At 60.8% G+C, this 12,129-nt stretch carries 13 protein-coding genes; 6 read left to right on the top strand and 7 right to left on the bottom strand.

Features of this window, described 5'->3' with window-relative positions:
* Nucleotides 1–161: 161 nt before the first annotated feature.
* Genes H045_RS03910 through rpoE form a run of 3 tightly spaced genes read right to left on the bottom strand, consistent with a single transcriptional unit; the run spans nucleotide 162 to nucleotide 2,342 of the window.
* Complete coding sequence (locus H045_RS03910) at nucleotides 162–1,124, bottom strand: MucB/RseB C-terminal domain-containing protein (protein ID WP_015371488.1); 963 nt, start codon at nucleotides 1,122–1,124, stop codon at nucleotides 162–164.
* A gap of 16 nt (nucleotides 1,125–1,140) precedes the next feature.
* Nucleotides 1,141–1,728 carry a sigma-E factor negative regulatory protein gene (locus H045_RS03905; protein WP_003233921.1) on the bottom strand — a complete coding sequence of 196 codons (588 nt, stop codon included), beginning with the start codon at nucleotides 1,726–1,728 and terminating at the stop codon, nucleotides 1,141–1,143.
* Nucleotides 1,729–1,760: 32 nt separating this feature from the next.
* Nucleotides 1,761–2,342 carry an RNA polymerase sigma factor RpoE/AlgU gene (gene rpoE, locus H045_RS03900; protein ID WP_003172477.1) on the bottom strand — a complete coding sequence of 194 codons (582 nt, stop codon included), beginning with the start codon at nucleotides 2,340–2,342 and terminating at the stop codon, nucleotides 1,761–1,763.
* A 467-nt stretch (nucleotides 2,343–2,809) separates the two neighbouring features.
* On the opposite strand from rpoE, the gene nadB reads away from it, so the two are divergent.
* Nucleotides 2,810–4,426, top strand: a complete 1,617-nt coding sequence (gene nadB / locus H045_RS03895; RefSeq protein ID WP_003233920.1) for an L-aspartate oxidase — start codon at nucleotides 2,810–2,812, stop codon at nucleotides 4,424–4,426.
* Here nadB and H045_RS03890 read toward each other — a convergent pair.
* Together H045_RS03890 and H045_RS03885 are read right to left on the bottom strand one after the other, a co-directional pair.
* Nucleotides 4,395–4,841 (bottom strand): protein YgfX, encoded by a 447-nt coding sequence (locus H045_RS03890; protein WP_015371487.1) that lies wholly within the window; start codon nucleotides 4,839–4,841, stop codon nucleotides 4,395–4,397. The two genes, nadB and H045_RS03890, sit on opposite strands and share 32 nt — an antisense overlap.
* Complete coding sequence (locus H045_RS03885) at nucleotides 4,825–5,079, bottom strand: FAD assembly factor SdhE (RefSeq protein ID WP_003233917.1); 255 nt, start codon at nucleotides 5,077–5,079, stop codon at nucleotides 4,825–4,827. The genes H045_RS03890 and H045_RS03885 overlap by 17 nt, the downstream gene beginning before the upstream one ends.
* A gap of 140 nt (nucleotides 5,080–5,219) precedes the next feature.
* Between H045_RS03885 and ygfZ the strand changes: the two genes are divergently transcribed.
* Complete coding sequence (gene ygfZ, locus H045_RS03880) at nucleotides 5,220–6,161, top strand: CAF17-like 4Fe-4S cluster assembly/insertion protein YgfZ (protein WP_015371486.1); 942 nt, start codon at nucleotides 5,220–5,222, stop codon at nucleotides 6,159–6,161.
* Nucleotides 6,162–6,196: 35 nt separating this feature from the next.
* Nucleotides 6,197–7,018: an HDOD domain-containing protein gene (locus tag H045_RS03875; protein WP_003233913.1), complete on the top strand. Its 822-nt coding sequence runs from the start codon at nucleotides 6,197–6,199 to the stop codon at nucleotides 7,016–7,018.
* On the opposite strand, the gene H045_RS03870 is transcribed toward H045_RS03875, so the two are convergent.
* Complete coding sequence (locus tag H045_RS03870; protein WP_003233912.1) at nucleotides 7,019–8,404, bottom strand: sensor histidine kinase; 1,386 nt, start codon at nucleotides 8,402–8,404, stop codon at nucleotides 7,019–7,021. It lies immediately after the preceding gene.
* Nucleotides 8,397–9,068 (bottom strand): response regulator, encoded by a 672-nt coding sequence (locus H045_RS03865; RefSeq protein ID WP_003233910.1) that lies wholly within the window; start codon nucleotides 9,066–9,068, stop codon nucleotides 8,397–8,399. The genes H045_RS03870 and H045_RS03865 overlap by 8 nt, the downstream gene beginning before the upstream one ends.
* A gap of 235 nt (nucleotides 9,069–9,303) precedes the next feature.
* Between H045_RS03865 and H045_RS03860 the strand changes: the two genes are divergently transcribed.
* Genes H045_RS03860 through H045_RS03850 form a run of 3 tightly spaced genes read left to right on the top strand, consistent with a single transcriptional unit; the run spans nucleotide 9,304 to nucleotide 12,129 of the window.
* The gene (locus H045_RS03860) at nucleotides 9,304–10,596 is read left to right on the top strand and encodes an OprD family porin (protein ID WP_015371485.1); all 1,293 of its coding nucleotides are present in this window, start codon (nucleotides 9,304–9,306) and stop codon (nucleotides 10,594–10,596) included.
* A 31-nt stretch (nucleotides 10,597–10,627) separates the two neighbouring features.
* Nucleotides 10,628–11,611 (top strand): Bug family tripartite tricarboxylate transporter substrate binding protein, encoded by a 984-nt coding sequence (locus tag H045_RS03855; protein WP_003233906.1) that lies wholly within the window; start codon nucleotides 10,628–10,630, stop codon nucleotides 11,609–11,611.
* Nucleotides 11,612–11,670: 59 nt separating this feature from the next.
* Nucleotides 11,671–12,129: a tripartite tricarboxylate transporter TctB family protein gene (locus tag H045_RS03850; RefSeq protein WP_015371484.1), complete on the top strand. Its 459-nt coding sequence runs from the start codon at nucleotides 11,671–11,673 to the stop codon at nucleotides 12,127–12,129.

Here is a 12,129-nt window from a genome sequence, read left to right as displayed (position 1 = left end):
TTCCGCGAACAAATCAAGGTCAGCGCTGACAAGCCCTGACCTATAAAAAACATGGAGATTTTTTGCAAGTGAAAATGCTGATCCAGACATTTCATGGTCTCGGCAGCCAACCTGGCATGGGCTTCAGACTGAAAGGTCAGGATGAACATAGGATTAACGGATCACGGCTGGTTAGTAGCCGTTTTTTCACTGCGTACGGACAGAGCGATGCGCTCGGCAGTGCCAATGGGGATTTCGCCGACAACGGTCACCATCCTTTCGCCGTCCACGGTATTCAAGCGCCGAGAAACCGCAACCGTAGGACCAATTTGCGTGCGGGTTTGCGGCGCGCTGACCTCGCTGATGGGCTCGAGAAACACCGAGAACCGCGCAAGCCCGTCTTCATACATCAGGCTTTCGACCGTTACTTTGGTCTGCATATCTTTGCGCGCACTGCTATTGATCAACTGAAAGCCAGGTGGCACCCATTCAAGATGCCATACCTCAGAGGGCTCGACCTCTGGCGCCTGCTCCTCAACGCCAGCGAGAGGTTTGCACTCACCTGACGGTTGCAAGTCGCGATCACTTGGGATGGAAGACGTGTCCAGCTGCGTGAATTGAAAGCGCTCCAGCAGTTGCCCTTGATCATTTAAAAGCAGGGACTTGAGCGGCAATGCGGTTTCGCGATCCAGGTGTAGCTCAAACCCGAAGCGATATTGATCACGGGGCGTAATTGAGACGATCACTGCGTTACGACCGGCAACACGGGATTTACCGATAACTGCCAGCTCATAGAATTGAGTAAGTTTCTTTGGGTCAAGTGCACGTGATGGGGATTCACGCGAATTACCAAGGCCTGCGACAAGGACGCCGCTGACGCATTGCGTACGTCCATCTACACGCACGACTTCCTGGGCAGATCCATCAAGCTGCAATAGCCGCTCGCGGACATGACCTTTCTGGACTCGATGCCAGATGTCGTGGGTAGAGAAACTACCGTTACGCTCGTATACGAACGTACCCTGAAAACTTTGCTGTTGCTCTGCACGCCCAAGTCGAGTCAGCCAGTTTTGAGCTTCATCGGCATGGGCGGGGGGTGCAGACCAACCACTGAGCAAAAGCGTAAGGAGCGATATGGCGCGCATAGAGCTCCTTAAAGGTTCAGCGGTTTTCCAGGCTTGCAGCACGAGCGTATGGCAGAGCGCTTTCAGTGCCTTTCAAGGCAGATTCCTGTGCGTGTTGGCGCAGGTAGCCTGGTAGACGCTGATCCTGCCAGCCGGATTGGCCTTGAAGCACACCGTTGGCCATAGGGCCTGTGGCATCAGAGCTTTCCTTGTAGCCGGCCAGCACTGCTGGGCCCTTGACCTGTGGACCGGCCATGACCGGTTGCTGGGTCTGTTGGGCCAGTTCGGCACCGGCGATTTCGTCCTGGTTGTACAGGCGAACACCGGCCAGAACGGCAACAGTCACCGAGGCAGCTACTGCCAGACGCCCCAGGCTACGCCATGGGCCACGTACAGCTTTTGCCGGAACGGCTTCGTCAGCCAGCGCAGCAGAAACGGCCGCAGCAATATCCAGACGAGGGATTAGAAGATCCTTGTGCATCACCGCCCGAGCGACTTGGTAACGAGACCAGGTATCACGGGTTTCGGCATCATCAAATGCATTAAGCACTCGACGAAGTTCCAGTTCATCCGCTTCGTTATCCATCACTGCGGACAGCGATTCCTGCAGGGCATCACGACTCATGGCGGTTCCTCTCTTGGCTGTCGCCGCTGTCTTTAGTTTTCCTGCAACAAAGGTTGCAAGGCTTTGTCGATGGCTTCCCGGGCCCGGAAAATCCGTGACCTTACAGTCCCCACCGGACACTGCATGACGCTCGCAATGTCTTCGTAACTCAGACCATCGAATTCACGTAAAGTTAACGCCGTACGTAAATCTTCTGGCAGTTGCTGAATAGTGCGATGGACGGTGCCTTCAATCTCGTCGCGCAGCAATGCACGCTCCGGAGACTCGAGATCCTTGAGACCATGATCACCATCGTAAAATTCAGCGTCTTCTGAACTGACATCACTATCCGGTGGGCGGCGTCCGCGAGACACCAGATAGTTCTTCGCCGTGTTAATGGCGATGCGGTACAACCACGTATAAAACGCACTGTCACCGCGAAAATTGCCCAGTGCACGATATGCCTTGATAAAGGCTTCCTGTGCAACGTCCTGCGCTTCATGGGTGTCGTGCACAAACCGCACGATCAACCCGAGAATTTTGTGCTGGTATTTCAGCACTAGCAGATCAAATGCTCGCTTATCGCCGCGTTGAACGCGCTCGACAAGCTGCTGATCCTCTTCCTGGGTTAGCATGAACACTCCTCGTGGTGCTTGAAGGAGGCTTGCATAACTAAACGATCAGGCTTGCAAACATAGACTCGGTCTTTTCGCAAAAGTTCTCCCCCCTTTCAAGCAAGTTTCCGGCATGCACTGATTTGGCACACACGAAAAACGCAGCACGGTCCAAGCCGACTGCGCGAATAATCTTGTCGCCGGTTTGATGACGCGTCCAATGCTCCCGACGGGCCAATAAACTCAACTTTTTCCAGGTTTTGGGCAACCGGCTATTGAGTCGGGACTCATGCAAAAAGTTCCCGCCTTGAATAACCGGCCAAGTGAGGTCGGAACCGCGCTCCGTAATCTCACATTGCCACAAACGCCCGGCTATTGTGCCGCGCGCCCCCTCTATATACTAGTGGCCCGTGTACCCCTTTGATTCGCCGATCCAGGCGTTCCTGTTTGCGCCAGCCCTGTGGATCGCTTTTTGCGGAATCCTATTAATGAGCCAACAGTTTCAACACGATGTCCTGGTGATCGGCAGCGGCGCGGCCGGCTTGAGCCTCGCACTGACCCTCCCCGGCCACTTGCGCATCGCGGTGCTGAGCAAGGGAGACCTGGCCAACGGCTCGACATTCTGGGCTCAAGGCGGCGTTGCGGCTGTGCTGGACGAACACGACACGGTGCAATCCCACGTCGAAGACACCCTCAACGCCGGCGGCGGTCTGTGCGACGAAGACGCGGTACGCTTCACCGTGGAGCACAGTCGCGAAGCCATTCAATGGCTCATCGATCAAGGCGTACCCTTCACCCGTGACGAGCATACGGGCAGCGACGATGGAGGGTTCGAGTTCCACCTCACCCGTGAAGGCGGCCACAGCCAACGGCGCATCATCCACGCGGCCGATGCCACCGGCGCCGCCATCTTCAAGACCCTGCTCGAGCAGGCGCGCCAGCGTCCCAACATCGAGTTGCTGGAGCAACGCGTCGCCGTCGATCTGATCACCGAAAAACGTCTGGGTCTGGACGGCGCACGGTGCCTGGGCGCCTACGTGCTCAACCGCGTCAGCGGCGAAGTCGACACCTACGGCGCGCGCTTCACCATTCTCGCCTCGGGCGGCGCAGCCAAGGTCTACCTCTATACCAGCAATCCGGACGGCGCCTGCGGCGATGGCATCGCCATGGCCTGGCGCTCGGGCTGCCGGGTGGCCAACCTGGAATTCAACCAGTTCCACCCCACCTGCCTGTATCACCCGCAGGCCAAAAGCTTCCTGATCACCGAAGCCCTGCGCGGTGAAGGCGCGCACCTGAAACTGCCCAATGGCGAACGCTTCATGCAACGCTTCGACCCGCGCGCCGAGCTGGCGCCGCGAGATATCGTCGCCCGCGCCATCGACCATGAAATGAAGCGCCTGGGCATCGACTGCGTTTACCTGGACATCAGCCACAAACCCGCAGACTTCATCAAGACCCATTTCCCCACCGTCTACGAGCGCTGCCTGGCCTTCAATATCGACATTACCCAAGGCCCGATCCCCGTCGTGCCGGCCGCGCACTACACCTGCGGCGGCGTGATGGTCGATCAGCATGGTCGCACCGATGTACCCGGCCTGTACGCGATTGGCGAAACCAGCTTCACCGGCCTGCACGGCGCCAACCGCATGGCCAGCAATTCGCTGCTCGAATGCTTCGTCTATGCGCGTTCAGCGGCGGCGGACATTCTCGAGCAATTGCCAAACATCGCGATACCCGCCGCCCTGCCCCGCTGGGACGCAAGCCAAGTCACGGACTCGGACGAAGACGTGATCATCGCCCACAACTGGGACGAGCTGCGCCGCTTCATGTGGGACTACGTGGGGATCGTGCGCACCAACAAGCGCCTGCAACGGGCCCAACACCGTGTGCGCCTGCTGCTGGACGAGATCGACGAGTTCTACAGCAATTACAAAGTCAGCCGCGACCTGATCGAATTGCGCAACCTCGCCCAGGTAGCCGAGCTGATGATCCGTTCAGCCATGGAACGCAAGGAAAGCCGCGGCCTGCATTACACCCTCGACTATCCGCAGATGCTGCCCGAGGCCCGCAACACTATTCTGGTGCCAACCACCTACGGCGACTGAATTTCAGGCGAGTGCGCAGACGCCGGTGCACATCGGCGACCTGCGAATCCCTGGGCACGCAGATCGAACGCACCCGCCATTGCCCCGGCAATCGATAGCGCAGCACCACGATCAACGGCAACGCCAGGCTATCGGGACGCAGCTGCACACTGTGCCAACCGCGCTCGGCGCTGAATAATTGCCAGCCGTCTTCATCACGGCGCAAGCCAACAATCGACGAACGGTGAGTCAGCAGAATCTGGCGCGGCAGCACCCAGCCGGCATGGGCCACGCACGCAAGCATGCCAAAGGCGGCAAAAGGCACGTCGAGCACCAGCAAGGCGCCCAGCGCGAACAGCTGGGCAAGAGCATAGGCCGCCAGCAACAGCCGCGAGGCCTGCCAGCGACATTCAAAGCGATTACTTGGGCTGGACACGGTCCAGGATCATCCGAACCATGCGCTGCAGCTCCGGGTCCTCCGATTCGGCGCGCTCCATGAACCAGCCGAACATGTCCTGGTCCTCGCATTCCAGCAACCGCACGTACAGGTCACGGTCTACCTTATCGAGCGTCGCATACACCTCTTTGGTGAACGGCACGAGCAACACATCCAGCTCAAGCATGCCGCGGCGGCTGTGCCAGTAGAGGCGATTGATTTCTACGTCTTCGACCATGTAACGCTCCTCAAATAGCGCGCAAGTATACAGGCCCGACGGCACCCGAACAGCCAGCGTTGGTCGCGTCCCGAGGAAACTATCCATTTGCCGGGCGCCCCTCTATGATGCACGCATGACTTTTTGACCTGCGATGACCCATGGCCGACTCTGCTTTCTTCTGCCCCCTGCCCCACGAAGGCGTTCTCGCCGTCCGTGGCACCGATGCCGCCAAATTTCTGCAGGGCCAACTTACCTGCAACCTTAACTACCTGAGTGACACCCAGGCCAGCCTTGGCGCGCGCTGCACGCAAAAAGGCCGCATGCAATCGAGCTTTCGCATTGTGTTGCACGGTGACGGCGTGCTCATGGCCATGGCCACCGAGCTACTGGAGCCGCAACTGGCGGACCTGAAGAAATACGCAGTGTTTTCCAAATCCAGGCTCACCGACGAAAGCGCCGCCTGGGTACGTTTCGGTCTTTCCAATGCTGATAAGGCGCTGAGCAGCCTGGGCCTCGAACTGCCGGCCGACACCGACAGCGTCGCGCGCACCGATGCGCTGATCGCCATTCGCGTCTCCCCTGACCGCGCCGAGCTCTGGGCACCTGCCGAACACGCCGAAGTCGTACGCGGCCAGTTGGCCGCGCAGCTTGACGAAGCGGGCTTGAACGAATGGATGCTGGGCCAGATCCGCGCCGGGATCGGCCAGGTGATGCCACAGACCCGCGAACTGTTCATTCCGCAGATGCTCAACCTGCAGGCCGTGGGCGGTGTCAGCTTCAAAAAGGGCTGCTACACCGGCCAGGAGATCGTCGCGCGCATGCAATACCTGGGCAAACTCAAGCGTCGGCTGTATCGCCTGAGTCTTGATGCCGCCCACCTGCCGGAGCCTGGCACTGCGCTGTTCTCCCCCAGCCACGGCAGCTCGATTGGCGAGGTGGTGATTGCAGCAAAAGCTGACCTGTCGATTGAACTTCTGGCCGTGTTGCAAGCCGAAGCTGCCGATAATGGCGACGTGCATCTAGGCTCGCTGGAAGGGCCCGCCTTGCAACTGCTCGACCTGCCCTATCAACTTGATCGAGATCGAGAGATTCAACGCTGATCACCGTACTTTTTTGCAGCACCTTGAGAGCATGAATGAACAAACTGGCGGATAAAGTCCAACAGGCTTTGGTAAAGGCCATCGACAACGATGACCTGGTTCTGCCGACATTGCCGGAGGTGGCCCTGAACATTCGTCAGGCCGCCGAAAACCCGGATATCAGCATCAGCCACTTGAGCAAAGTGATCGGTCGCGACACCGCGCTGTCCGCACGCCTGATCAAAGTGGTGAACAGCCCGTTGCTGCGCGCTACCCAGGAAGTCACCAACCTGCACACCGCCATTACCCGACTGGGCACCAACTACAGCAGCAACCTGGCCATCGGCCTGGTGATGGAGCAGATCTTCCACGCCCGCTCTGAAGTGGTTGAACAGAAGATGCGGGATGTGTGGCGCCGCAGCCTGGAAGTGGCGGGCGTCAGTTATGCCCTGTGCCGCAGCCACTCACAGCTCAAGCCGGACCAGGCCGCGCTGGGCGGGCTGGTGCACCAGATCGGCGTGCTGCCGATCCTCACCTACGCTGAAGACCACTACCAGTTGCTGTCTGATCCGGTCAGCCTCAACCACGTAATCGACAGCATCCATCCCATACTGGGCGACAAACTGCTTAGCGTCTGGGACTTTCCGGAAATGCTCGCCAAGCTGCCCGGCCAATACCTGAACCTGGAGCGCGATTCCCCCAGGCTCGACTACATCGATATCGTCCAGGCAGCGGTGCTGTATTGCCATCACGGCACCGATCATCCGCTGGCCAACGTGCCCGTGGCCGATGTGCCGTCGATCATCAAGCTGCGCATTGACCCCGACAGCGAGGCCCTGCGCGCGCAGCTGGATGAAGCGCGCTCCATGTTCTATTGATCAACCGGCGATAAAACTTACCCGCACCTTCAATCCCGCCAACTCGCCATCGTGCAGGCTGATCTGCGCCAGATGCGCGCGACAGATTTCACCGACAATCGCCAGCCCCAGGCCAGCCCCCAGACCCTGCTGACTGCGCCGATAGAAGCGCTCGAACACCCGGTCGCGCTCGTCCAGCGGGATCCCGGGGCCATCGTCCTCGACTTCAAGCATCGCCGGCGCCATGACCCGCAGGATCACATTGCCGCCCGGCGGTGTATGCGCCAGGGCGTTATCCACCAGGTTGCTCAAAAGCTCGTTCAGCAGCGTCGGTTCGCCGCGCAGCCACACCGGCTCATCGGCCTCCAGCGCCAGGGCTACGCCGCGCGCGTGGGCCAGCGGCGCCATGGCCATGCCCAGCTCACGGGCCAACTGGCTCAGATCAAGCAACTGCGCGCCGCCTTCGGCAATCGCGCGAGCGCCGTTCTCGATGCGCGCCAGGGACAAAAGCTGATTGGCCAGATGGGTCAGGCGGTCGGTGCCTTGGGCGGCGGTCTCGAGGGTGCTGCGCCACGTGGCGGGCGCCTCGCTACGCAGGCCCAGTTCGAGCCGGGCCTTGAGCGCCGCCAGCGGTGTGCGCAATTCGTGGGCGGCGTCGGCAATGAACTGCGCCTGCCGCTCGAACTGGCCGCGCAGACGCTCAGTGAAATGGTTGAGGGACCGCACCAGCGGGCCGAACTCATGCTGCACTTCCACCAGCGGCAGCGGACGCAGGTCGTCGGGCTGGCGCTCTTCCACGGCCGTGCGCAGGCGCTCCAGCGGGCGCAGCGCCGCGCTCACAGCGAACCACACCAGCAGCAGCGCACCGACGCCCAGCATGCCCAGGCGCAACAAGGTATCGGCCGCCAGGCTGCGGGCCATGCTGACGCGCGCTTCATCGGTCTCGGCCACGCGAATTTCCGCCATGCCGTTCATGTTCGGCTCGGAGACGGCCTTGAGCAGGCTGACCACCCGCACTTCCTGCCCTTGATACACCGCGTTGTAGAAACGCGCCAAGGCCGGATAGTCGTCGGTTCGCGGCGTGCCCGGCGGCGGGCCGGGAAGGTGCTCGTAGCCGGAGATAAGTTTCTGATCAATATCGTTGACCTGGTAATAAATGCGCCCGGCGCTGTCGTAGGCGAAGGTGTCCAGTGCCACGTACGGCACATTGGCGCTGAGGGTGCCATCGACCTGAGTCAGGCCGGCAGCGATGGTGCGCGCCGAGGCCAGCAGGGTGCGGTCATACGCCGTGTCGGCTGCCTCACGACCATTCCAGTAAGCACTCAGGCCGCTGGCGATCATCAACACCACCAGCAACAGCGCGAGGTTCCACAGCAGGCGCCAGCGCAGGCTGCTGGGCTTATGCATCGCGGGCTTCCAGCAGGTAGCCCAGGCCACGGAAGGTCACGATGGCAATCGGCTGACCGTCGAGCTTCTTGCGCAGGCGGTGCACATAGATTTCGATGGCATCGGGGCTGGCTTCCTCATCCAGTCCGAAGACCTGCGAGGCGAGCTGTTCCTTGCTCATTACCCGACCAGGCCGTGCGATCAGTGCTTCGAGCACGGCCTGCTCGCGGGACGTCAGGGTCATCAGCTCACCGCCGACGGTAAAGCGCCGCGTGTCGAGGTCGTAGACCAGCGCACCGCAGGCCTGCTGGCGCTCGCCGCCGAGCACGCTGCGCCGCAGTAGCGCCTTGACCCGCGCCTCGAGTTCCGTCAGCTCGAATGGTTTGGCGAGATAGTCGTCGGCGCCCAGGTTCAGGCCATGCACACGGTCTTTCACATCACTGCGTGCGGTCAGCATCAGCACCGGCAGATTTTTTCCACGGGCGCGCAAACGTGCCAATACCTCAAAACCATCCATGCGCGGCAGCCCCACGTCGAGGATCGCCACCGCGTAATCCTCGCTGTTCAAGGCCAGGTCGGCGGCCACCCCATCGTGCAGCACGTCGACGGTCAATCCCGTGCTCTTGAGCGCCTGGGCGACACTTTCGGCGAGCTGCAAATGGTCTTCAACCAAGAGGACACGCATGGATTTCTACCTCATTCAGGAGTGGTCGATGCCACGCTTCGCCGGGCAGTTTACAGGCGCCGCCTGGCCTGTGAAGCCCGAAAACATTGAAAGGAGACTGAAAGGTTAGTGAAAGCTTCGCCCTTTAGGATCCAAACACGGTGGTTCAAGCCCGCCGAGCGACCTGACCGTCGCGCACGAAAAACGCCTCGAAGCGTTTTCGCCAAAAATAAGAACAATAACGGAGTGCACAATGATGCTGTCGACACAGCCCCAGGCTCGCCCGCCTGTTCGTTTTCCCCGCATGACCCACACTGCCCTTGCCAGTGCCGCTGCCCTTACCGGTTTTTCACCGCTCGGCCAGGCTGCCTTCTTCGAAGACAGCAGCGCGACCCTGGAAACCCGCAACATGTACTTCAACCGCGACTTTCGCGACGGCACCAGCGCCCAGCAATCCAAGCGCGACGAATGGGCCCAGGGTTTCATGCTCAACCTGCAGTCGGGCTACACCGACGGCACCATCGGCTTTGGCGTGGATGCGCTGGGCATGCTTGGGGTCAAGCTCGACTCAAGCCCCGACCGCACCGGCACCGGCCTCTTGCCTACCCACGATGATGGCCGCGCTGCCAACGAATATTCCAAACTGGGCCTGACCGGCAAGGTCAAGGTGTCCGCCACCGAGCTCAAAATCGGTGCGCTGATCCCCGAACTGCCGATCCTCAAGCCCAACGACGGGCGCATCCTGCCGCAGACCTTCAACGGCGGATTGATCACTTCCAGAGAATTCAAGAACCTGACCTTCACCGGTGGCCGCCTGGACAAGGCCAAGGACCGCGACGACAGCAACTATGAGGACATCGCCCTCAACAACAAGAACAGCCGCTTCCTCAGCGGCGCCACCGGCAAGCACTTCAACTTCGGTGGCGTGGACTATAAATTCGCCGACAAGATCACCGGCAGCTACCACTTCGCCCAGCTCGACGATGTGTACCGCCAGCACTTTCTCGGCCTGGTGGCCGCCCGTCCCATGGGCCCCGGCACTTTCGGCGCCGACCTGCGGCTGGCAATCAGCGACGACACCGGCGCCGCCCGTGGTGGCAAGATCGACAACACCTCCCTCAGCGGCCTGTTCAGCTACGCCCTCAACGGCCACAAGCTCAGCGCCGGTTACCAGCACATGTCCGGCGACAGCGCGTTTCCCTATGTGGATGGCAGCGACCCGTACCTGGTCAACTTCGTGCAGATCAACGACTTTGCCGGCGCCGAAGAACGCTCCTGGCAGGCCCGTTACGATTACGACTTCGCCAAACTTGGCATTCCCGGCCTGAGCTTCATGAGCCGTTACCTGTCGGGTGACAATATCCGACTCAGGAACGGCGAGACGGGCAAGGAATGGGAACGCAACAGCGAGATCAAGTACGTGGTGCAAAGCGGCACGTTCAAGGATGTGGCGGTGCGCCTGCGCAACGCCACCTATCGCTCCAACTATTCAGCCCGTGATGCGGATGAAATGCGCGTGCTGGTGAGCTACAGCGTCGCACTCTGGTAAGCCACTCATAACAACAATGACGGAGAAACCCATGACCCTTTCCCTGCGTAAACTGGCCCTCGCCGCCGGCTGCATGCTGTTCGCCGGCCAACTGCTGGCCGCCGACGAGCCCAAGCGCCCGGAGTGCATCGCCCCGGCCTCCCCCGGTGGTGGTTTTGACCTGACCTGCAAGCTGGCGCAAAGCGCGCTGGTCAACCAGAAGTTGCTGAGTAAGCCGATGCGCGTGACCTACATGCCCGGCGGTGTCGGCGCGGTAGCCTACAACGCCGTGGTCGCCCAGCGCCCAGGGGATGCGGGCACGCTGGTTGCCTGGTCCAGCGGTTCGCTGTTGAACCTGGCCCAAGGCAAGTTCGGTCGCTTCGATGAAAGCGCCGTGCGCTGGCTGGCGGCGGTAGGCACCAGCTACGGGGCCATCGCGGTAAAAGCAGACTCGCCCTACAAGAACCTCGATGATCTCGTAAAAGCCCTGAAGAAAGATCCGGGCAGCGTGGTGATCGGTTCCGGCGGCACCGTGGGCAGCCAGGACTGGATGCAAACCGCACTGATCGCCAAGGCCGCCGGGATCAACCCGCGCGAGTTGCGCTACGTGGCCCTCGAAGGCGGCGGTGAAATCGCCACCGCCCTGCTCGGCGGTCACATCCAGGTGGGCAGCACCGACATCTCCGACTCCATGCCGCACATCCTCAGCGGCGACATGCGCCTGCTGGCGGTGTTCTCCGAGCAACGCTTGGATGAGCCGGAAATGAAGAATATTCCTACGGCCAAAGAGCAAGGCTACGACATCGTCTGGCCGGTGGTGCGCGGCTTCTATCTCGGGCCAAAAGTCAGCGACGCCGACTACGCCTGGTGGAAAGAAGCCTTCGACAAACTGCTGGCCTCCGAGGAGTTCGCCAAACTGCGCGACCAGCGCGAGCTGTTCCCGTTTGCCATGACCGGCCCGGAACTGGACACCTACGTGAAGAAACAGGTGGCTGACTACAAAGTGCTGGCCAAAGAGTTCGGCCTGATTCAGTAAACGCCCCCCTGTCGCGCGGCCACGCCTGTTGAAAAAAGGGCGTGGCCCAGGAGTTCTACATGCTCTTACAACGCATATTTGCCGCCGTGCTGCTGCTGGCCTGCGCCGGTTTGGCGCTGATGGCCTGGCCTTACCAGGCCGCGTTTTCCTACGAACCGGTAGGGCCTCGCGCTTTCCCGCTGCTGATGCTCGGGCTGATGAGCCTGGCGCTGATCTACATGCTGTTTCGCCCGCAGCCCACCAAGCACACAGAGGAAGAACCGGCGCTGGACCGCGAAACCCTGATCAAGATCGCTATCTGCGTCGCACTGTTGATCGTGTTCGCGACCACCTTCGAATCCTTGGGCTTCATCCTCAGCAGCATGCTGATCGGCATCCCGATGGCGCGCCTGTACGGCGGTCGCTGGCTGCCCAGCGTGGTGATCGTGACCTTGATGGCCATCGGCCTTTACCTGTTGTTCGATAAAGCCATGGATGTGCCGCTGCCCCTCGGCCTGCTCGACGTTCTGGAGAACTGA

Origin of the sequence: Pseudomonas poae RE*1-1-14 (assembly GCF_000336465.1) — a bacterium.
GTDB lineage: Bacteria > Pseudomonadota > Gammaproteobacteria > Pseudomonadales > Pseudomonadaceae > Aquipseudomonas > Aquipseudomonas poae.
The sequence above is the reverse complement of the archived record's forward strand: the minus strand, read 5'-3'. Positions and strand labels throughout refer to the sequence as shown.

Bases quoted from the DNA above. Each gene is read 5' to 3' on its own strand.
- H045_RS03910 (WP_015371488.1), bottom strand. From the start codon at position 1,124: ATGCGCGCCATATCGCTCCTTACGCTTTTGCTCAGTGGTTGGTCTGCA.
- H045_RS03905 (WP_003233921.1), bottom strand. From the start codon at position 1,728: ATGAGTCGTGATGCCCTGCAGGAATCGCTGTCCGCAGTGATGGATAAC.
- rpoE (WP_003172477.1), bottom strand. From the start codon at position 2,342: ATGCTAACCCAGGAAGAGGATCAGCAGCTTGTCGAGCGCGTTCAACGC.
- nadB (WP_003233920.1), top strand. From the start codon at position 2,810: ATGAGCCAACAGTTTCAACACGATGTCCTGGTGATCGGCAGCGGCGCG.
- H045_RS03885 (WP_003233917.1), bottom strand. From the start codon at position 5,079: ATGGTCGAAGACGTAGAAATCAATCGCCTCTACTGGCACAGCCGCCGC.
- ygfZ (WP_015371486.1), top strand. From the start codon at position 5,220: ATGGCCGACTCTGCTTTCTTCTGCCCCCTGCCCCACGAAGGCGTTCTC.
- H045_RS03875 (WP_003233913.1), top strand. From the start codon at position 6,197: ATGAACAAACTGGCGGATAAAGTCCAACAGGCTTTGGTAAAGGCCATC.
- H045_RS03870 (WP_003233912.1), bottom strand. From the start codon at position 8,404: ATGCATAAGCCCAGCAGCCTGCGCTGGCGCCTGCTGTGGAACCTCGCG.
- H045_RS03865 (WP_003233910.1), bottom strand. From the start codon at position 9,068: ATGCGTGTCCTCTTGGTTGAAGACCATTTGCAGCTCGCCGAAAGTGTC.
- H045_RS03860 (WP_015371485.1), top strand. From the start codon at position 9,304: ATGCTGTCGACACAGCCCCAGGCTCGCCCGCCTGTTCGTTTTCCCCGC.
- H045_RS03855 (WP_003233906.1), top strand. From the start codon at position 10,628: ATGACCCTTTCCCTGCGTAAACTGGCCCTCGCCGCCGGCTGCATGCTG.
- H045_RS03850 (WP_015371484.1), top strand. From the start codon at position 11,671: ATGCTCTTACAACGCATATTTGCCGCCGTGCTGCTGCTGGCCTGCGCC.